14 protein-coding genes are annotated in these 17,840 nt (G+C 70.8%); 7 read left to right on the top strand and 7 right to left on the bottom strand.

Annotated features, from left to right (window positions below; translation table 11 throughout):
• The first annotated feature begins 35 nt into the window (after positions 1-35).
• Positions 36-1,265, top strand: coding sequence for a bifunctional glutamate N-acetyltransferase/amino-acid acetyltransferase ArgJ (argJ, locus tag RBXJA2T_RS06915; protein ID WP_029718657.1), 1,230 nt, complete (start codon positions 36-38; stop codon positions 1,263-1,265).
• 204 nt (positions 1,266-1,469) lie between these two features.
• Positions 1,470-2,771 (top strand): MFS transporter, encoded by a 1,302-nt coding sequence (locus tag RBXJA2T_RS06920; RefSeq protein ID WP_009856625.1) that lies wholly within the window; start codon positions 1,470-1,472, stop codon positions 2,769-2,771.
• A 9-nt stretch (positions 2,772-2,780) separates the two neighbouring features.
• On the opposite strand, the gene ugpQ is transcribed toward RBXJA2T_RS06920, so the two are convergent.
• From ugpQ to ugpB, 5 genes are all read right to left on the bottom strand, one after another.
• The gene (gene ugpQ / locus RBXJA2T_RS06925; protein ID WP_009856626.1) at positions 2,781-3,533 is read right to left on the bottom strand and encodes a glycerophosphodiester phosphodiesterase; all 753 of its coding nucleotides are present in this window, start codon (positions 3,531-3,533) and stop codon (positions 2,781-2,783) included.
• Positions 3,533-4,594, bottom strand: coding sequence for a sn-glycerol-3-phosphate import ATP-binding protein UgpC (locus tag RBXJA2T_RS06930; RefSeq protein ID WP_009856627.1), 1,062 nt, complete (start codon positions 4,592-4,594; stop codon positions 3,533-3,535). The genes ugpQ and RBXJA2T_RS06930 overlap by 1 nt, the downstream gene beginning before the upstream one ends.
• Before the next feature lie 138 nt (positions 4,595-4,732).
• Entirely contained in the window at positions 4,733-5,590 is an 858-nt protein-coding gene (gene ugpE, locus RBXJA2T_RS06935) for a sn-glycerol-3-phosphate ABC transporter permease UgpE (protein WP_009856628.1), read from the bottom strand.
• Complete coding sequence (gene ugpA / locus RBXJA2T_RS06940; RefSeq protein WP_050801745.1) at positions 5,590-6,411, bottom strand: sn-glycerol-3-phosphate ABC transporter permease UgpA; 822 nt, start codon at positions 6,409-6,411, stop codon at positions 5,590-5,592. The genes ugpE and ugpA overlap by 1 nt, the downstream gene beginning before the upstream one ends.
• A gap of 218 nt (positions 6,412-6,629) precedes the next feature.
• Positions 6,630-7,943, bottom strand: a complete 1,314-nt coding sequence (gene ugpB, locus RBXJA2T_RS06945) for a sn-glycerol-3-phosphate ABC transporter substrate-binding protein UgpB (RefSeq protein ID WP_009856630.1) — start codon at positions 7,941-7,943, stop codon at positions 6,630-6,632.
• A gap of 169 nt (positions 7,944-8,112) precedes the next feature.
• On the opposite strand from ugpB, the gene RBXJA2T_RS06950 reads away from it, so the two are divergent.
• The 5 genes from RBXJA2T_RS06950 (at position 8,113) to RBXJA2T_RS06970 (ending at position 15,220) form a co-directional block, all read left to right on the top strand.
• The gene (locus tag RBXJA2T_RS06950) at positions 8,113-12,051 is read left to right on the top strand and encodes a DUF3683 domain-containing protein (protein ID WP_009856631.1); all 3,939 of its coding nucleotides are present in this window, start codon (positions 8,113-8,115) and stop codon (positions 12,049-12,051) included.
• 159 nt (positions 12,052-12,210) lie between these two features.
• The gene (locus RBXJA2T_RS06955; protein ID WP_029718655.1) at positions 12,211-12,624 is read left to right on the top strand and encodes a gamma-butyrobetaine hydroxylase family protein; all 414 of its coding nucleotides are present in this window, start codon (positions 12,211-12,213) and stop codon (positions 12,622-12,624) included.
• A gap of 6 nt (positions 12,625-12,630) precedes the next feature.
• Positions 12,631-13,362: a bifunctional demethylmenaquinone methyltransferase/2-methoxy-6-polyprenyl-1,4-benzoquinol methylase UbiE gene (gene ubiE, locus RBXJA2T_RS06960; RefSeq protein ID WP_009856633.1), complete on the top strand. Its 732-nt coding sequence runs from the start codon at positions 12,631-12,633 to the stop codon at positions 13,360-13,362.
• A complete protein-coding gene (locus RBXJA2T_RS06965) occupies positions 13,356-13,802 on the top strand; it encodes a TIM44-like domain-containing protein (protein WP_009856634.1) in 447 nt (148 codons plus the stop codon). Before ubiE ends, RBXJA2T_RS06965 begins: the two co-directional genes overlap by 7 nt.
• Before the next feature lie 89 nt (positions 13,803-13,891).
• Positions 13,892-15,220: a UDP-glucose dehydrogenase family protein gene (locus tag RBXJA2T_RS06970; RefSeq protein ID WP_009856635.1), complete on the top strand. Its 1,329-nt coding sequence runs from the start codon at positions 13,892-13,894 to the stop codon at positions 15,218-15,220.
• 42 nt (positions 15,221-15,262) lie between these two features.
• Here RBXJA2T_RS06970 and RBXJA2T_RS06975 read toward each other — a convergent pair whose 3' ends face one another.
• Both RBXJA2T_RS06975 and galE read right to left on the bottom strand, forming a co-directional pair.
• Entirely contained in the window at positions 15,263-16,705 is a 1,443-nt protein-coding gene (locus tag RBXJA2T_RS06975; protein ID WP_009856636.1) for a mannose-1-phosphate guanylyltransferase/mannose-6-phosphate isomerase, read from the bottom strand.
• The gene (gene galE / locus RBXJA2T_RS06980; protein ID WP_009856637.1) at positions 16,702-17,718 is read right to left on the bottom strand and encodes a UDP-glucose 4-epimerase GalE; all 1,017 of its coding nucleotides are present in this window, start codon (positions 17,716-17,718) and stop codon (positions 16,702-16,704) included. Before galE ends, RBXJA2T_RS06975 begins: the two co-directional genes overlap by 4 nt.
• Positions 17,719-17,840: the final 122 nt, after the last annotated feature.

Consider the following 17,840-nt stretch of genomic DNA (forward strand, 5'->3'; position numbering starts at 1 on the left):
CCGCTCTCCATCCGCCTCGCCGTTGCGCCGCCGCCATGCCCGTGAACCTGTCCGCCCCTGTTCCCGCGTCCCTGTTGCCGGTCGCCGGCGTGCGCCTGGGTGTCACGATGGCCGGCATCCGCAAGGCCGGCCGGCGCGACCTCGTCGTCTTCGAGCTCGCCGAAGGTTCGGCGGTGGCCGGCGTGTTCACGCAGAACCGCTTCTGTGCCGCGCCGGTGCAGGTCTGCCGCGAGCATCTGGCCGGCGGTGACGGCATCCGCGCGATCGTCGTCAACACCGGCAATGCCAACGCCGGCACCGGCGCCGACGGCCTGGCGCGCGCGCGCCGCAGCTGCGACGCGCTGGCCGCGGTGGCCGGCGTCGCGCCGCGCCAGGTGCTGCCGTTCTCGACCGGCGTCATCATGGAGACGCTGCCGGTCGAGCGCCTCGAAGCCGGCCTGCCGGCCGCCTGGGCCGCGCTGCGTGCCGACGGCTGGGCCGAGGCCGCCGAAGGCATCATGACCACCGACACGCTGCCGAAGGCGGCGTCGCGGCAGGTGCAGATCGGCGGGCGCACGGTCACCGTCACCGGCATCGCCAAGGGCGCCGGCATGATCCGCCCGAACATGGCGACGATGCTCGGCTTCGTCGCCACCGACGCCGCCGTCGATGCGGCGCTGCTGCAGCCGCTGGTGCGCGAGGCCGCCGACCTGAGCTTCAACCGCATCACGATCGACGGCGACACCTCGACCAACGACTCGTTCGTGCTGATCGCCACCGGCCAGGCCGGCCACGCCCCCATCACCACGCTCGACTCGGCCGAAGGCCGCACGCTGCGCGACGCCGTGATCGCGGTGTCGCAGCAGCTCGCGCAGGCCATCGTGCGCGACGGCGAAGGCGCGACCAAGTTCATCACCGTCACCGTGCAGGGCGGCCGCGACGAGGCCGAATGCCGCGCCGCGGCCTACGCGGTGGCGCATTCGCCGCTCGTCAAGACGGCATTCTTCGCCAGCGACCCCAACCTCGGCCGCATCCTGGCGGCCGTCGGCTACGCCGGCATCGCCGACCTCGACCAGGGCCTGATCGATCTCTTCCTCGACGACGTGCACGTCGTGCGCGAAGGCGGCCGCCATCCGGCGTACCGCGAGGAGGACGGCCAGCGCGTGATGAAGCAGGCCGAGATCACGGTGCGTGTCGACCTGCACCGCGGCGCGGCGGCGGCGACGGTCTGGACCTGCGACCTGTCGCACGACTACGTCAGCATCAACGCCGACTACCGCTCCTGATCCCTTCTCCGGCGGTCGTGCCGCCGGTCCAGGGCTGCTAGGATCGCGGCCCCTTCCCCCCTCGACGGCCGGCCGGCGTCCACCGCCCCAGCCGCCGTCGACAGGCCGGCGCGCCGCGCGCCGGCCGCGGGCCGCCGATCGTGTCGTCTCGGTGTCGCCCGTGTTCCGCGGCAGGCCCGCATCCGACGACCGGAGATCCGCACGATGACCCGCGCGCTGCTCGCCCGCCTGCGCGCCGCCCTGACGCTGCCGCCGGGCGACCTGCTTCGAAACGCCACCTACCGCCGGTTGTGGACCTCGATCCTCATCAGCTCGCTCGGCGGCCAGGTGACGATGCTCGCGCTGCCGCTGACCGCGGCGGTGCTGCTGCATGCCACGCCGACGCAGATGGGGCTGCTGACGGCGATGGAGATCGCGCCCTTCGTGCTGTTCTCGCTGCCGGCCGGCGTGTGGCTGGACCGCGTGCGCAAGCTGCCGGTCTACATCGCCGGCGAGGTGCTGATCGGCGTCGCGGTGGCCAGCGTGCCGCTGGCCTGGGCGATGGGATGGCTGGCGATGCCCTGGCTGTATGCCGTCGGCTTCTTCATCGGCTGCATCTTCACGGTGGCCGGCACGGCCTCGCAGATCGTGCTGACCCAGGTCGTCGAACGCGATCGCCTGGTCGAGGCGCACGCCAAGAACGCGCTCGCGACCTCGGGCTCCGACGTCGCCGGCCCCGGGTTCGCGGGCCTGCTGATCAAGCTCTTCGGCGCGCCGCTGGCGCTGCTGGTCGATGCGGTGCTGGTCATCGTCTCGGCGGCCATCCTGCGTGGCATCCATGTCGACGAACGGCGCACGCCGCGCCCCGACGCACGCTTCGGCCGCGAGCTGGCCGAAGGCCTGCGTTTCGTCGCCGAGCACAAGCTGCTGGTCGCGCTGGCCATCGCCGTCGGCACCTGGCAGCTGTGCCAGAACGCGGCCCAGGTGGTGCAGATCCTGTTCGCGACGCGCACGCTCGGTCTGTCCGAACACGCCGTGGGCCTGTGCTACATCGCGCTGGGCGCCGGCACCGTGACGGCCAGCGTCTGGGGCAACCGCATCAGCCGGCGCATCGGGCCGGGGCCGAGCATGGTGCTGGGCTTCGGGGTCTGCGGCAGCGGCTGGCTGCTGCTGGCGGCGGCGCCGGTCGGCCCCTGGGGCGTGGCCGCGTTTGCCGCGACGCTGGCGCTCTACGGCGCCGGCGCCGTGCTGGCCTTCATCAACTTCCTGGCGCTGCGCCAGGCGGTGACGCCGGAGCCGATGCTCGGCCGCATGACGAGCACGATGCGCTGGCTGATCCTGCTGCCGGCCGGCCCCGGTGCGCTGATCGGCGGCTGGCTCGGCGAGCACCACGGCCTGCGCTCGGCGCTGGCCTTTGCCGGCGGCGTGTCGATGCTGCTGGTGATCGCCGCCTGGTGGCACCCGGTGATCCGCGGCGTGCGCTCGCTGCCCAGCGCGGCCAAGCCGGTGACGGCCGGCGGCGCCTGAGCCGCGGCTTCAGTCGACGACGCGTGCGGCGTCGGGCGAGAAGCGGTCGACGGCGTCGGTGATCAGCCCGGCGACGCCGGCGGCGAGCAGCCGGCGCGCCTCGGCCGGGTCGTTGACGGTGTAGCAGAGCACGCGCAGGCCGTCGGCGCGCGCGCGTTCGACCAGCGCCGCGTCGACGAGGCGGTAGTTCGGGATCACGGCGACGCAGCCGAGCGCCAGCGCCTCCTCGTACCAGCCGTCGCGCAAGGTGTCGATCAGCAGCGCCCGCGGCAGCTCGGGCGCCGTGGCGCGCGCCCCGGCCAGCGCCTCGGGCTGGAACGAGCTGAGCAGCGGCGGCACGTCCTGGCCGGCCCACAGCCGGCGGCAGGCGGCGGCGACGACCTCGCCGGTGCGGCGCTCGGTGCCCGGTGTCGGCTTGATCTCCAGGTCGAGATGGAAGCCGTTGCGCAGCAGCCAGGCGGCGATCGCCTCCAGGCTGGGCGGCGGCTCGCCCGCGTAGGTCCGCGAGTGCCAGCTGCCGGCGTCCAGCCGGGACAGCTCGCTCCACGGGCGGTCGCCGGCGACGCCGCTGCCGTTCGTCGTGCGCTCCAGCGTCGCGTCGTGCAGCAGGAAGGGCACGCCGTCGGCACTGAGCTTCACGTCGCACTCGTAGGCCCGGTAGCCGTGCGACGCGCCGAGGCGGAAGGCGGCCAGCGTGTTCTCCGGCGCCAGCTTGCCGGCGCCGCGGTGCGCCAGCCACAGCGGATAAGGCCAGGCTTGCATCAGCCGACCCGCTGGCCGCTGGCGGCATCGAACCAGTGCAGATGCTCGGGCCGCACGACCAGGCCGACGGTGTCGCCTGCGGCTGGGGGTGCCAGCGTGCCGTCGATGCGCAGCGTGAACGCGGCGGTGCCGACGTGGCCGTAGACCAGGCGCTCGGCGCCCAGCATCTCCAGCATCTCGACCTTCAGCGGCCAGCCGCCGGCGCCCAGCGCCGCGTGTTCGGGGCGCACGCCCAGCGTCAGCGCGCCGTCGCGCGGCGCCGCGGCCGGCAGGGCGATCGTCGCGCCGCCGAGTTCGAAGCGGCCGCCTGCGGCCTGGCCGGCCATCAGGTTCATCGGCGGCGAGCCGATGAAGCCGGCGACGAAGGTCGAGGCCGGGCGGCCGTAGACATCCTCGGGCGTGCCGATCTGCTCGATGCGGCCGGCGTTCATCACGATCAGCCGCTGGCCCAGCGTCATTGCCTCGACCTGGTCGTGGGTGACGAACAGCGAGGTCACGCCGAGCTCGCGGTGCAGCTTCTGGATCTCCAGCCGGGTCTGGGCGCGCAGCTTGGCGTCGAGGTTGGACAGCGGCTCGTCGAACAGGAAGACCGCCGGCTGGCGCACGATCGCGCGCCCCATCGCGACCCGCTGGCGCTGGCCGCCGGACAGCTCGCGCGGGCGGCGCTGCAGCAGCGTGCCGAGCTCGAGGATCTTCGCCGCCTTCTGCACGCGGCGCTCGATCTCGTCCTTGGGCACCTTGGCGATCTTCAGGCCGTAGGCCATGTTGTCGTAGACCGTCATGTGCGGGTACAGCGCGTAGTTCTGGAAGACCATCGCGATGTCGCGCTGCGCCGGCTCGAGCTGGTTGACGACACGTCCGCCGATGTCGATCTCGCCGCCGGAGATGTCCTCGAGCCCCGCCACCATGCGCAGCAGCGTGCTCTTGCCGCAGCCCGAGGGGCCGACGATGACGATGAACTCGCCGTCCGCGATCTCGGCGTCGACGCCGTGGATCGCCTTGAAGCTGCGCGCGCCGGCGCCGTAGGTCTTCTCGACCTGTCTGAGGGAAATCGAACCCATGTCTTCTCGCGTGTCTTGTCGATGAGCGCGTGGATCACCCGCGCTCGGCCCGATCAAGCGGCCGCCGCGGAACCGGCTTCTCCGGGCCGCTGGCGGCGCCCCCCTGGGGGGGAGCGCCGAAGGCGCTTCGGGGGGGATTCATTTCTCGCTGTCGGTGAGGCCCTTGACGAACCACTTCTGCATCAGGATGACCACCGCCGCCGGCGGCAGCATCGCCAGGATCGCGGTGGCCATCACCGCGTTCCACTCGGTCTGCGCGTCGCCGCCGGAGATCATGCTCTTGATGCCCATGACCACCGGGTACATGTCCTCGCTGGTCGTGATCAGCAGCGGCCACAGGTACTGGTTCCAGCCGTAGATGAACTGGATGACGAACAGCGCCGCGATCGAGGTGCTCGACAGCGGCAGCAGCACGTCCTTGAAGAAGCGCATCGGCCCGGCGCCGTCGATGCGTGCGGCCTCGACCAGCTCGTCGGGCACGGTGAGGAAGAACTGCCGGAACAGGAAGGTCGCGGTCGCCGAGGCGATCAGCGGCACCGTCAGCCCGGCGTAGGTGTTGAGCATGCCGAGGTTGGAGACGACCTCGTAGGTCGGGCCGATGCGCACCTCCACGGGCAGCATCAGCGTCACGAAGATCATCCAGAAGACGAGGCCGCGGCCGGGGAAGCGGAAGTAGACGACGGCGAAGGCCGACAGCAGCGAGATGACGATCTTGCCGATGGCGATGACCAGGGCCATCACCAGGCTGACCTCTAGCATCGGCAGCACCGGCGCGATCTTGCTGCCGTAGCCGCTCTGGCCGCCGAACAGCGCCAGCTTGTAGCTTTCGAGCATGTTGTCGCCGGGCAGCAGCGACATCGGCACGTTCTGCACGATCTGCTCGGCGGTCTGCGTGCTGGCGATGAAGGTGACGTAGACCGGGAAGGCGACGATCAGCACGCCGAGCGCCAGCACGAGGTGCGACAGCAGCGTCGCGACGGGGCGGTTCTCGACCATCAGTAGTTGACCCGTTTCTCGACGTAGCGGAACTGGATCACCGTCAGCGCGACGACGATGACCATCAGCACCACGCTCTGCGCGGCCGAGCCGCCCAGGTCCAGCGCCTTGAAACCGTCGTAGTAGACGCGGTAGACGAGGATCGCCGTGTCCTTGCCCGGGCCGCCGTGGGTGGCCGCGTCGACGATCGCGAAGGTGTCGAAGAAGGCGTAGACGATGTTGATGACCAGCAGGAAGAAGCTGGTCGGCGTCAGCAGCGGGAACTGCACCGTCCAGAAACGCCGCCAGGGGCCGGCGCCGTCGATCGCGGCGGCCTCGATCAGCGACTTCGGGATCGACTGCAGCCCGGCCAGGAAGAACAGGAAGTTGTAGGAGACCTGCTTCCAGACCGCGGCCATGACGATCAGCGCCATCGCGTCGCCGCTGTCGAGCAGGTGGTTCCAGTCGATGCCGGCCTCGCGCAGCCAGTAGCTGACGATGCCGATCGACGGCGCGAACATGAACAGCCACAGCACGCCGGCCAGCGCCGGCGCCACCGCGTAGGGCCAGATCAGCAGCGTGCGGTAGAAGCGCGCGCCGCGCACCACGCGGTCGGCCATCACCGCCAGCACCAGCGACACCGAGATGCCGACGACGGCCACCAGCGTCGAGAACACGGCCGTGATCTGGAACGACTGCAGATAGCTCTCGTCGTCGATCAGGCGGCGGAAGTTCTCCAGCCCGACGTACTCGACGCTGGTGCCGAACGCGTCCTGCTGCAGCAGGCTGTAGTGCAGCGCCTGCGCCGCCGGCCAGAAGAAGAAGACGAGGATGACCGCCATCTGCGGTGCGATCAGCACCCAGGGCAGCCACGCGTTCTTGAAGCGGACTCTTTTTTCTGCAGCCAACGCTGGCTTCCCGTCACGACGACGGCGGGCGCCCGCCAGGGGAACGCCCGCCGCCCGGAGCGCCCCGCAGGGCGCGAAACAAAGACCGCGAGCCTAACAGGCCCGCGCGCCGCGCCCACCCGGCAACGGATGCACGGGGGGCGCGGCGGCACTCACGACCGGTTGGCCTTCTCGAAGCGCTGCAGCTGCTCGTCGCCGCGCTTCTTGGCCGCTTCCAGCGCTTCCTTGGCGGTCTTCTTGCCGCCCCAGACCTGCTCCATCTCCTCGTCGACGATGGTGCGGATCTGCACGAAGTTGCCCAGGCGCACGCCGCGCGACTTGTCGGTGACCTTGCGGATCATCTGCGTCACGGCGACGTCGGTGCCCGGGTTCTCCTTGTAGAAGCCGGACTTCTCGGTCAGCTCGTAGGCCGCGGTCGTGATCGGCAGGTAGCCGGTGCGCTGGTGGCTGGCGGCCTGCACCTTCGGGTCCGAGATGTACTGGAAGAACTGCGCGACGCCCTTGTACTCGGCCGGCTTCTTGCCGCTCATCACCCACAGGCTGGCGCCGCCGATGACGGTGTTCTGCGGCGCGCCTTGCACGTCGGGGTAGTAGGGCAGGGCGCCGATGCCGCCGGTGAACTTGGCGTTGCGCTTGACGTTGCCGTACAGGCCCGAGGAGCCGGTCATCATCGCGCACTCGCCGGAGACGAAGGTGGCGTCGGCGGCGTTGCCGCGGCCCTTGTAGACGAACAGGCCCTGCTTGGCCATGTTGGCCAGGTTCTCGATGTGACGCACGTGCAGCGGCGTCGTGAAGGCCAGGCGCGTGTCCAGGCCGCCGAAGCCGTTGCGCTTGGTCGCGTACTCGACGTTGTGCCAGGCCGAGAAGCTCTCCAGCTGCGTCCAGCTGACCCAGCTGGTCGTGAACGGGCACTTGTGGCCGCTGGCCTTGAGCTTGGCGGCGGCCAGCGCCACTTCCGGCCAGGTGGTCGGCGGCTTGTTCGGGTCCAGACCGGCGGCCTTGAAGGCGTCCTTGTTGTAGTGGAAGACGGTGGTCGAGCTGTTGAACGGCAGACTCATCATCTGGCCGTTCGGCGCCGTGTAGTAGCCGGCGACGGCGCTGATGTAGCGCGTCGGGTCGAACTTCACGCCGGCTTCGGTCATCAGCTGGGCCACCGGCTTCACCGCGCCCTTGCTGGCCATCATCGTCGCGGTGCCGACTTCGAACACCTGCAGGATGTGCGGCGCGTTGCCGGCGCGGAACGCGGCGATCGCGGCGGTCATCGACTCGTCGTAGGTGCCCTTGAACACCGGCACGATCTTGTAGTCCTTCTGCTGGGCGTTGAAGTCCTTGGCGAGGTCGTTGACCCATTCGCCCAGCGCGCCGCCCATCGAGTGCCACCACTGGATCTCGACCTGGGCCTGCGCGGGCACGGCGAACAGCGCCGCCACCGTGGCGGCGGCGGCGAACATCGGCTTCTTGATCATGAAAAAGGGCTCCTGCAGCGAGTTGTCAGCACGCGAAGCATGCGTGCCATTTGTGACAGTTGCCGGTTCTGTCACGCGCCGCCCGGCGCGGACACCCGGGTTTACCCGCTGGCACTCAAGACCCGGATCCGGTCTCGATGTTGCACTGCGGTAGCATGCGAGGTTCTCCATGAACGCGCCGCAAGCCTTTGCCACACCTCAAGTCCCGGCCGACGCCGCCCTGCGTGGCGCCCCGGACCGTGGTGACGACGCACCCGCGCGGCTGCGCGAGATCCCGTACAACTACACCTCGTTCTCGGACCGCGAGATCGTGCGCCGCCTGCTCGGCGAGCGTGCCTGGGAACTGCTGGACCGGCTGCGCCAGGAGCGCCGCACCGGGCGCTCGGCGCGCATGCTCTACGAGGTGCTGGGCGACATCTGGGTCGTCCAGCGCAACCCGTACCTCGAGGACGACCTTCTCGACAATCCGAAGCGCCTGCGCCTGCTGACCGACGCGCTGGAGCACCGGCTGCGCGAGATCGAGCGCCGCCGCCAGCCCGACGACACCGAGCGCGACGGCCACGTCGGCGAACTGCTGGCCGCCGCGCGTGCCGCCGTCGCGCGTTTTGCCGGCCGCTTCGAGGAAGTGCGCGCGCTGCGCCAGCGCGCCCGCCGCGTGCTCGGCCGCGTGACGGCCAAGGACAACATCAAGTTCGACGGCCTGTCGCGCGTGGCGCACGTCACCGACGCCACCGACTGGCGCGTCGAGTACCCCTTCGTCGTGCTGACGCCCGACACCGAGGCCGAGACGGCCTTGCTGGTCAAGGGCTGCATCGAGCTGGGCCTGACGATCATCCCGCGCGGCGGCGGCACCGGCTACACCGGCGGCGCCGTGCCGCTGGCCTGGAACAGCGCCGTCATCAACACCGAGAAGCTCGAGTCGATGACCGAGCTCGAGCGCGTGACGCTGCCCGGCCTGGACGAGCCGGTGGCCACGATCTGGACCGAGGCCGGCGTCGTCACGCAGCGCGTGGCCGACGCCGCCGAGCGTGCCGGCCACGTCTTCGCCGTCGACCCGACCTCGGCCGAGGCCTCGTGCATCGGCGGCAACATCGCGATGAACGCCGGCGGCAAGAAGGCGGTGCTGTGGGGCACGGCGCTGGACAACCTGGCGTCCTGGCGCATGGTCACGCCCGAGGCCAAGTGGCTGGAGGTGGTGCGCATCGGCCACAACCTCGGCAAGATCCACGACGTCGAGACCGCCGTCTTCGAGCTGCGCACCTACGACACCAGCGGCCGCACGCTGGAGCACACCGAGCGCCTGGAGATCCCCGGCCGCGTGTTCCGCAAGGAAGGCCTGGGCAAGGACGTCACCGACAAGTTCCTCGCCGGCCTGCCCGGCATCCAGAAGGAAGGCTGCGACGGCCTGATCACCAGCGCACGCTGGGTCGTGCACCGCATGCCGGCGCACACGCGCACCGTCTGCCTGGAGTTCTTCGGCAACCCGAAGGAGGCGGTGCCGTCGATCGTCGAGATCAAGGACTACCTGTTCGCCGAGGCGAAGAAGCCCGGCGGCGCCATCCTGGCCGGCCTGGAACACCTGGACGACCGCTATCTGAAGGCCGTCGGCTACGCGACCAAGAGCAAACGTGCGCTCAAGGGCAAGGGCCTGCCGAAGATGGTGCTGATCGGCGACATCGTCGGCGACGACGAGGACGCCGTCGCGCGTGCCACCAGCGAGGTCGTGCGCATCGCCAACAGCCGCAGCGGCGAGGGTTTCGTCGCCGTCAGCGCCGACGCGCGCAAGAAGTTCTGGCTCGACCGCAAGCGCACCGCGGCGATCGCGCGCCACACCAACGCCTTCAAGGTCAACGAGGACGTCGTCATCCCGTTGCCGCGCATGGGCGAGTACACCGAGGGCATCGAGCGCATCAACGTCGAGCTCTCGCTGCGCAACAAGCTGGCGCTGGTCGACCGCCTGAAGGCCTTCTTCGCCGACGGCCCGCTGCCGATCGGCCCCGGTGGCGAAGCCGGCGAGATCCCCGGCGCCGAGATCCTCGAGGACCGCGCCGCCGAGGCGCTGACGCTGCTGTCCGAGGTCGGCGCGCTGTGGCGCTTCTGGCTCGAGAACCTGGACGTGGTGCAGGCCGACAGCGGCCGCACGGTGTTCGCGCTGCTGCAGGACGACACGCTGCGCGCGTCGTGGAAGCGGCAACTGTACAAGCCGCTGCAGGCGGTGTTCGCCGGCGGCGCCTTCGCGCCCATCCTCGACGCCTGCCGGGCGATCCACAAGGAGGTACTGCGCGGGCGCGTCTGGGTGGCGCTGCACATGCATGCCGGCGACGGCAACGTGCACACCAACATCCCGGTCAACAGCGACAACTACGAGATGCTGCAGACGGCGCATGAAGCCGTCGCCCGCATCATGGCGCTGGCGCGCCGGCTGGGCGGCGTCATCAGCGGCGAGCACGGCATCGGCATCACCAAGCTGGAGTTCCTGACCGACGAGGAGCTGGCGTCGTTCGCCGCCTACAAGGCCAAGGTCGATCCTGAGGGTCGCTTCAACAAGGGCAAGCTGATGCGCGGCGGCGTCGCCGGCGCGATGGCCGCCGACCTGAGCGACGCCTACACGCCGAGCTTCGGGCTGATGGGCCACGAGTCGCTGATCATGCAGCAGAGCGACATCGGCGCGATCAGCGAGAGCATCAAGGACTGCCTGCGCTGCGGCAAGTGCAAGCCGGTGTGCTCGACGCACGTGCCGCGTGCCAACCTGCTGTACAGCCCGCGCAACAAGATCCTCGCCACCTCGCTGCTCGTCGAGGCCTTCCTCTACGAGGAGCAGACGCGCCGCGGCGTCAGCCTGCGCCACTGGGAGGAGTTCGAGGACGTCTCCGAGCACTGCACCGTCTGCCACAAGTGCCTGACGCCGTGCCCGGTGAAGATCGACTTCGGCGACGTCTCGATGAACATGCGCAACCTGCTGCGCAAGATGGGGCAGAAGAGCTTCCGTCCTGGCAGCGCGGTGGCGATGACCTTCCTGAACGCGACCAGCCCGCAGACCATCAAGCTGATGCGCGGCGCGATGGTCGGCGTCGGCTTCAAGGCCCAGCGCCTGGCCAACGACCTGCTCAAGCCCGTCCTGCGCCGCCAGACCGGCGCGCCGCCGGCGACGCTGGGGCCGGCGCCGGTGAAGGAGCAGGTGCTGCACTTCATCAACAAGAAGCTGCCCGGCGGGCTGCCGACGAAGACCGCGCGTGCGCTGCTGGACATCGAGGACCGCGAGTACGTCCCGATCATCCGCGACCCGCAGGCGACGAGCGCCGAGACCGAGGCCGTCTTCTACTTCCCCGGCTGCGGCAGCGAACGATTGTTCAGCCAGGTCGGCCTGGCGACGCAGGCCATGCTGTGGCACGCCGGCGTGCAGACCGTGCTGCCGCCGGGCTACCTGTGCTGCGGCTACCCGCAGCGCGGCAGCGGCCAGTTCGACAAGGCCGAGAAGCTCATCACCGACAACCGGGTGCTGTTCCACCGCGTGGCCAACACGTTGAACTACCTGGACATCAAGACCGTGGTCGTGTCCTGCGGCACCTGCTTCGACCAGCTGCAGGGCTACAAGTTCGAGGACATCTTCCCCGGCTGCCGCATCGTCGACATCCACGAGTACCTGCTGGAGAAGGGCGTCACGCTGCCCTCCGGCAGCGGCGCGTTCCTCTATCACGACCCCTGCCACACGCCGATGAAGCAGCAGGACGCGATGAAGACCGTCAAGGCGCTCGTCGGCCCCGACGTCGTGAAGAGCGAGCGCTGCTGCGGCGAGAGCGGCACGCTCGGCGTCTCGCGCCCGGACATCAGCACCCAGGTGCGCTTCCGCAAGGAAGAGGAGATCCGCAAGGCCGAGGCCGCGCTGCGCGCCTCGGGCGCGGTGGCCCCGGGTGCCGGTGTGAAGATCCTCACCAGCTGCCCGAGCTGCCTGCAGGGCCTGAAGCGCTACCAGGACGATCTGGCGTCCGGCCTGCTCGAGGCCGACTACATCGTCGTCGAGATGGCGCGCCGGCTGCTCGGCGAGACCTGGCTCGAGGACTACGTCGCCCGCGCCAATGCGGGCGGCATCGAACGCGTCCTGGTGTAAGGCCGGCGCGCCCGGCCGCTGCGCAGGCGCCGCCGCGGCGCATGCGGTGGCCGGCGACGTGTCACGGCCCCACTTGGGTCAAGGGCGGTGCCGGGCCGGGCCCTGATTTCGTGGGGGGCGGCGATACACTCGCGCGTCCCGTTCACGCCCCCCGCCAGCATGAGTCCGCCCCGCGCGCCGCAACCCACGTCGATCACCGTCCACCAGGCGTCCCGCGTGCTGGAGGTCGGCTTCGAGGACGGCGCCCGGTTCCGCATTCCGTTCGAGCTGATGCGCGTGTACTCGCCGTCGGCCGAGGTCCAGGGCCACGGCCCCGGCCAGGAGACGCTGCAGACCGGCAAGCGCGGCGTGCTCGTCGAGGCGCTCGAGCCCGTCGGCCACTACGGCGTGCGCCCGACCTTCTCCGACGGCCACGACAGCGGCATCTACACCTGGGACTACCTCTACCGCCTGGGTGCCGACGAGGCCGCCCTGTGGACGCGTTACGAGGAGCAACTGGCCGCCGCCGGTGTCGACCGCGACGCGCCGATGCCGCCCAAGCCCGCCCGCTCCTGCGGCTCCCACCATTCCTGAACTCCCATGGCCCAGACCCATTTCGGCTACCAGACCGTCGACGAGAGCGAGAAGGCGCGCCGTGTGCGCGGCGTCTTCGACTCGGTCGCCTCCCGCTACGACCTGATGAACGACCTGCTGTCGATGGGCATGCACCGGGCGTGGAAGGCCTACACGGTGGCGGTGGCCAACGTGAAGCCGGGCGACCGCGTGCTCGACATCGCCGGCGGCACCGGCGACCTGGCGCGCGCCTTCGCGCGCAAGGTCGGCGAGAGCGGCACCGTCGTGCACACCGACATCAACGAGGCCATGCTGCGCACCGGCCGCGACCGCCTGCTCGACGAGGGCCTGGTGCTGCCGACGACGACCTGCGACGCCGAGCACCTGCCGTTCGCCAGCGGCAGCTTCGACCTCGTCACCGTCGCCTTCGGCCTGCGCAACATGACGCACAAGGACGCCGCGCTGCGCGAGATGGGCCGTGTGCTGCGCGACGGCGGCCGGCTGATGGTGCTGGAGTTCTCCAAGGTCGCCGCGCCGCTGGCGAAACCCTACGACTGGTATTCCTTCAACGTCATGCCGAAGATCGGGCGTTTCGTGGCCGGCGACGAGGACAGCTACCGCTACCTCGCCGAGTCGATCCGCATGCACCCCGACCAGCAGACGCTCAAGACGATGATGAAGGAAGCCGGCTTCGGCCACGTCGACGTGCACAACATGAGCGCGGGTGTCGTCGCGCTGCACGTGGGGATCAAGTGCTGAGTCGGCTGGCGCGCCTGAAGCGGCGCGTCGTCCCGCTGCGGCCCGTCGCGCGTCCCGCCCCCGTGGCGGCCGCCGGCGACGACGTCGAGGCTTTCCTGCGTGTCGCGCGGGCCAGCTTCGTCGAGCTGCAGGCCGCCTGGGACGCCGCCGATCTGCGCGCGCTGGCCGCCATCACCACCGAGGAGCTGCTGGCCGAGCTGCGCGAGCAGCTCGAGGTGCGCGGCCCCGGTCCCAACCGCACCGAGGTGCTGGCGCTCGAGGCCCGGCTGCTCGGGCTCGACGAGGTCGGCGACGGCCTCGTCGCCAGCGTCGAGTTCTCGGGCTGGATCCGCGAGCGCCTCGAGGAGCGCGCCGCGCCGTTCCGCGAGCTCTGGCTGCTCGCCAACCTGAAGTCCGCCGACCGCGGCTGGCAGATCGCGCGCGTCCAGGCGCTGAGCTGAGCGCCCCGTGCCGTGCCGGCGCCGGATGCGCGTCGGCAGGCCGCCCAGCGCCTACACTCCCGGCCAGTCGTTTGCCAGGAGCGTTCACGTTGAAAGTCACCGTCGTCGGTACCGGTTATGTCGGCCTCGTCACAGGCGCCTGTCTGTCCGAGATGGGCAACCACGTCGTCTGCCTCGACGTCGACGAGCGCAAGATCCGCATCCTCAACGAGGGCGGCATCCCGATCCACGAACCCGGGCTCGAGGAGATCGTGCGCCGCAACGCCGCCGCCGGCCGGCTGCAGTTCACGACCGACGTCGAGACCGCCGTCGCGCACGGCACGGTGCAGTTCATCGGCGTCGGCACGCCGCCCGACGAGGACGGCTCGGCCGACCTGCAGTACGTGCTGGCCGCGGCGCGCAACATCGGCCGCCACATGACCGACTACAAGGTCATCGTCGACAAGAGCACGGTGCCGGTGGGCACCGCGGCCAAGGTGCGCGACGCGGTGCGCCAGGCGCTGGCCGAGCGCGGGCTGGAGATGGACTTCTCGGTCGTCTCCAACCCCGAGTTCCTGAAGGAGGGCGCCGCGGTCGAGGACTGCATGCGTCCGGACCGCATCGTCGTCGGCGCCGACGACGAGCGTGCGGTGCTGCTGATGCGCGCGCTGTACACGCCGTTCATGCGCAACCACGACCGCCTGCTGGTCATGGACCTGCCCAGCGCCGAGTTCACCAAGTACGCCGCCAACGCGATGCTGGCCACGCGCATCAGCTTCATGAACGAGCTGTCGCGCCTGGCCGAGAAGGTCGGCGCCGACATCGAGAGCGTGCGCAAGGGCATCGGCAGCGATCCGCGCATCGGCACCCACTTCCTGTACGCCGGCACCGGCTATGGCGGCAGCTGCTTCCCGAAGGACGTCAAGGCGCTGATCCACACCGGGCGCGAGAACGGCGTGCGGCTGGAGGTGCTGGAGGCCGTCGAGTCGGTCAACGACCGGCAGAAGCTGGTGCTGGTCGACAAGATCGTCGCGCGCTACGGCGAGGACCTCGCCGGCCGCACCTTCGCGCTCTGGGGCCTGGCCTTCAAGCCCAACACCGACGACATGCGCGAGGCGCCCAGCCGCGTCGTCGTCGAGGCGCTGCTGGCGCGTGGCGCGCGGGTTCGCGCCTATGACCCGGTGGCGATGGACGAGGCGCGCCGCGTGATGGAAGGCCTGCAGGGCGTCGACTTCGTCGCCTCGCAGGCCGAGGCGCTGGCCGGCGCCGACGCGCTGGTCGTCGTCACCGAGTGGAAGGAATTCCGCAACCCCGACTTCGACGGCATCAAGGCGGCGCTCAAGCAGCCGGTGATCTTCGACGGCCGCAACCTCTACGACCCGGCCTACATGAAGTCGCTGGGCTTCGAGTACCGCGCGATCGGCCGCGCCGGGGCCTGATCCCGACCCCGGGGCCCGGCATGGCGCCGGGCCCGTGCCGGTTCAGCCGGCGGTGCGCCCGTAGGTGTCCTCGAAGCGCACGATGTCGTCCTCGCCGAGGTAGCTGCCCGACTGCACCTCGATCAGCTCCAGCGGCAGCTTGCCCGGGTTGCGCAGCCGGTGCGTCTCGCCCAGCGGGATGTAGGTGCTCTGGTTCTCGGTGAGCAGGATCACCTTGTCGCCGACCGTCACCTCGGCGGTGCCGCTGACGACGATCCAGTGCTCGGCGCGGTGGTGGTGCATCTGCAGGCTCAGGGATGCGCCCGGCTTGACCATGATGCGCTTGACCTGGTGGCGCGGCCCGGCGTCGACGCTGTCGTACCAGCCCCAGGGCCGGTGCACCTTGCGGTGCAGCGTGTGCTCGCCGCGGCGGGCGCTGCCCAGCCGGTTGACGATCTGCTTGACCTCCTGGCTGCGCGCGCGGTCGGCCACCAGCACCGCGTCCGGCGTCTCGACGACGACGACGTCGTCGAGCCCGACCACGCCGACCAGCCGGCTCGTCGCGTGCACCAGCGTGCCGCGGCTGTCGTGCACGATGGCGTCGCCGACCGCGGCGTTGCCGTCGGTGTCCTTGGCGGCGACCTGCCACACCGCCTCCCAGGCGCCGAGGTCGTTCCAGCCGGCGTCGAGCTCGATCATGCGGATGTCCTGGCCGCTACCGGGGCAGCGCTCCATCACCGCGTAGTCGACCGACTCGGCCGGCACCGCCGCGAACTCGGCCTTGCCCGGACGCACGAAACGCTGGTCGGTGCTGCGCGCGGCCCAGGCCGCGCGGCTGGCCGCGGCGATGTCCGGCCGCCAGCGCTCCAGCGCCGCCATCCAGACGCTGGCCTTCAGCACGAACATGCCGGCGTTCCAGAAGTAGCCGCCTTCGGCCAGGTAGCGTGCCGCGGTCTCGGCGTCGGGCTTCTCGACGAACTGGGCGACGACTCGCGCACCGCTGCTGCGTTCGGTGCGGATGTAGCCGTAGCCGGTCTCCGGCCGGTCGGGCGTGATGCCGAGGATGACGATCGAGCCCTGCGCCGCGACCTCGATCGCCGCGGCCATCGCGGTGCCGAACGCGGCCTCGTCGGCCAGCGTCTGGTCGGCCGGCGTGACGACGAGCACCGGGTCGGCGCCGCCTTCGAGCGCCTGCAGCGCGGCCAGCGTCAGCGCCGGCGCGGTGTTGCGGCCCGCGGGCTCGAGCAGCACCGCGGCCGGCTCGGCGCCGAGTTCACGCAACTGGTCCAGGATCAGGAAACGGTGCTCCTCGTTGCCGACGACCAGCGGCGGCGCCGCCTTCACCGTGCCCCGGCCCAGCGCCTGCAGCCGCGCCGCGGCCTGCTGGAACAGGCTGGTGTTGCCGGCGAGCACGAGAAACTGCTTCGGATAGCCGGCGCGCGACAGCGGCCACAGCCGCGTGCCCGAGCCCCCGGCCATGACGACCGGCTGGACGGCGATGTTCATGCTTCGAACCCCCGGGGATTGTTCTGTTGCCAGCGCCAGCTGTCGGTGCACATGCGCTCCAGGCCGTGCCGCGCCTGCCAGCCGAGCAGCGACTGCGCCTGCGACGGGTCGGCCCAGCAGGCGGCGACGTCGCCGGGCCGGCGCGGCACGATTCTGTACGGAACCGGCCGCCCGCTGGCCCGCGCGAACGCGGTGACGACCTCCAGCACCGAGTGGCCGCGCCCGGTGCCCAGGTTGACGGTGAACGAACCCGGCGCGTCGAGCAGCCGGCGCAGCGCCGCGACGTGGCCGTCGGCGAGGTCGCAGACGTGGATGTAGTCGCGCACGCCGGTGCCGTCGGGTGTCGGGTAGTCGTCGCCGAAGACCTGCAGGAACTCGCGCCGGCCGACCGCGACCTGCGTCACGTAGGGCATCAGGTTGTTCGGCGTGCCGCGCGGGTCCTCGCCGATGCGCCCGCTCTCGTGCGCGCCGACGGGGTTGAAGTAGCGCAGGCAGGCGGTCTGCCAGGCCGGATCGGCGGCGCCCAGGTCGCGCAGGATCTGCTCGCCGACGAGCTTGGTCTGGCCGTAGGGGTTGGTCGCGGTGAGCCGCGCGTCCTCGCGGATCGGCAGCGACTCGGGGTCGCCGTAGACCGTGGCGCTGGAGCTGAAGACGAATCGCGTGCAGCCGTGGCGGCGCATCGTGCGGCAGACGTTGAGCAGGCCGCCGAGGTTGTTCGCGTAGTACTCCAGCGGCTTGGCGGTCGATTCGCCGACGGCCTTGAACGCGGCGAAGTGCACCGTCGCGTCGATGCGGTGGCGCTGGAACACGCCCTCCATCGCCGCGGCGTCGCAGACGTCGGCGCGCTCGAAGACCGGCGGCCGGCCGCCGAGCTCGTGCAGCCGCTCCAGGACGACGGGCGAGCTGTTGGAGAAGTCGTCGACGCCGACGACCTCGAAGCCGGCGGCCTGCAGCGCCAGCCAGGTGTGCGAGGCGATGTAGCCGGTCGCGCCGGTGAGGAGGATGGTGGCCATGCCCTATTGCATCACGAGCGGGGCCGGGCGCCGCGCGCGAAGCCGCCGCCCCGGCGGCCTTGCGCGCGCCGGCCGCCGAATCGCGCAGCAAGCTGCAATGGCGCAAGATCGATGCCGGGCGC

Origin of the sequence: Rubrivivax benzoatilyticus JA2 = ATCC BAA-35, assembly GCF_000190375.1 — a bacterium.
In the GTDB taxonomy this organism is placed as follows: Bacteria; Pseudomonadota; Gammaproteobacteria; order Burkholderiales; family Burkholderiaceae_C; genus Rubrivivax; species Rubrivivax benzoatilyticus.

Excerpts from the sequence above, each read along its gene's own strand:
- argJ (WP_029718657.1), top strand. The coding sequence starts at position 36 with ATGCCCGTGAACCTGTCCGCCCCTGTTCCCGCGTCCCTGTTGCCGGTC.
- RBXJA2T_RS06920 (WP_009856625.1), top strand. The coding sequence starts at position 1,470 with ATGACCCGCGCGCTGCTCGCCCGCCTGCGCGCCGCCCTGACGCTGCCG.
- ugpQ (WP_009856626.1), bottom strand. The coding sequence starts at position 3,533 with ATGCAAGCCTGGCCTTATCCGCTGTGGCTGGCGCACCGCGGCGCCGGC.
- RBXJA2T_RS06930 (WP_009856627.1), bottom strand. The coding sequence starts at position 4,594 with ATGGGTTCGATTTCCCTCAGACAGGTCGAGAAGACCTACGGCGCCGGC.
- ugpE (WP_009856628.1), bottom strand. The coding sequence starts at position 5,590 with ATGGTCGAGAACCGCCCCGTCGCGACGCTGCTGTCGCACCTCGTGCTG.
- ugpA (WP_050801745.1), bottom strand. The coding sequence starts at position 6,411 with ATGGCGGTCATCCTCGTCTTCTTCTTCTGGCCGGCGGCGCAGGCGCTG.
- ugpB (WP_009856630.1), bottom strand. The coding sequence starts at position 7,943 with ATGATCAAGAAGCCGATGTTCGCCGCCGCCGCCACGGTGGCGGCGCTG.
- RBXJA2T_RS06950 (WP_009856631.1), top strand. The coding sequence starts at position 8,113 with ATGAACGCGCCGCAAGCCTTTGCCACACCTCAAGTCCCGGCCGACGCC.
- RBXJA2T_RS06955 (WP_029718655.1), top strand. The coding sequence starts at position 12,211 with ATGAGTCCGCCCCGCGCGCCGCAACCCACGTCGATCACCGTCCACCAG.
- ubiE (WP_009856633.1), top strand. The coding sequence starts at position 12,631 with ATGGCCCAGACCCATTTCGGCTACCAGACCGTCGACGAGAGCGAGAAG.
- RBXJA2T_RS06975 (WP_009856636.1), bottom strand. The coding sequence starts at position 16,705 with ATGAACATCGCCGTCCAGCCGGTCGTCATGGCCGGGGGCTCGGGCACG.
- galE (WP_009856637.1), bottom strand. The coding sequence starts at position 17,718 with ATGGCCACCATCCTCCTCACCGGCGCGACCGGCTACATCGCCTCGCAC.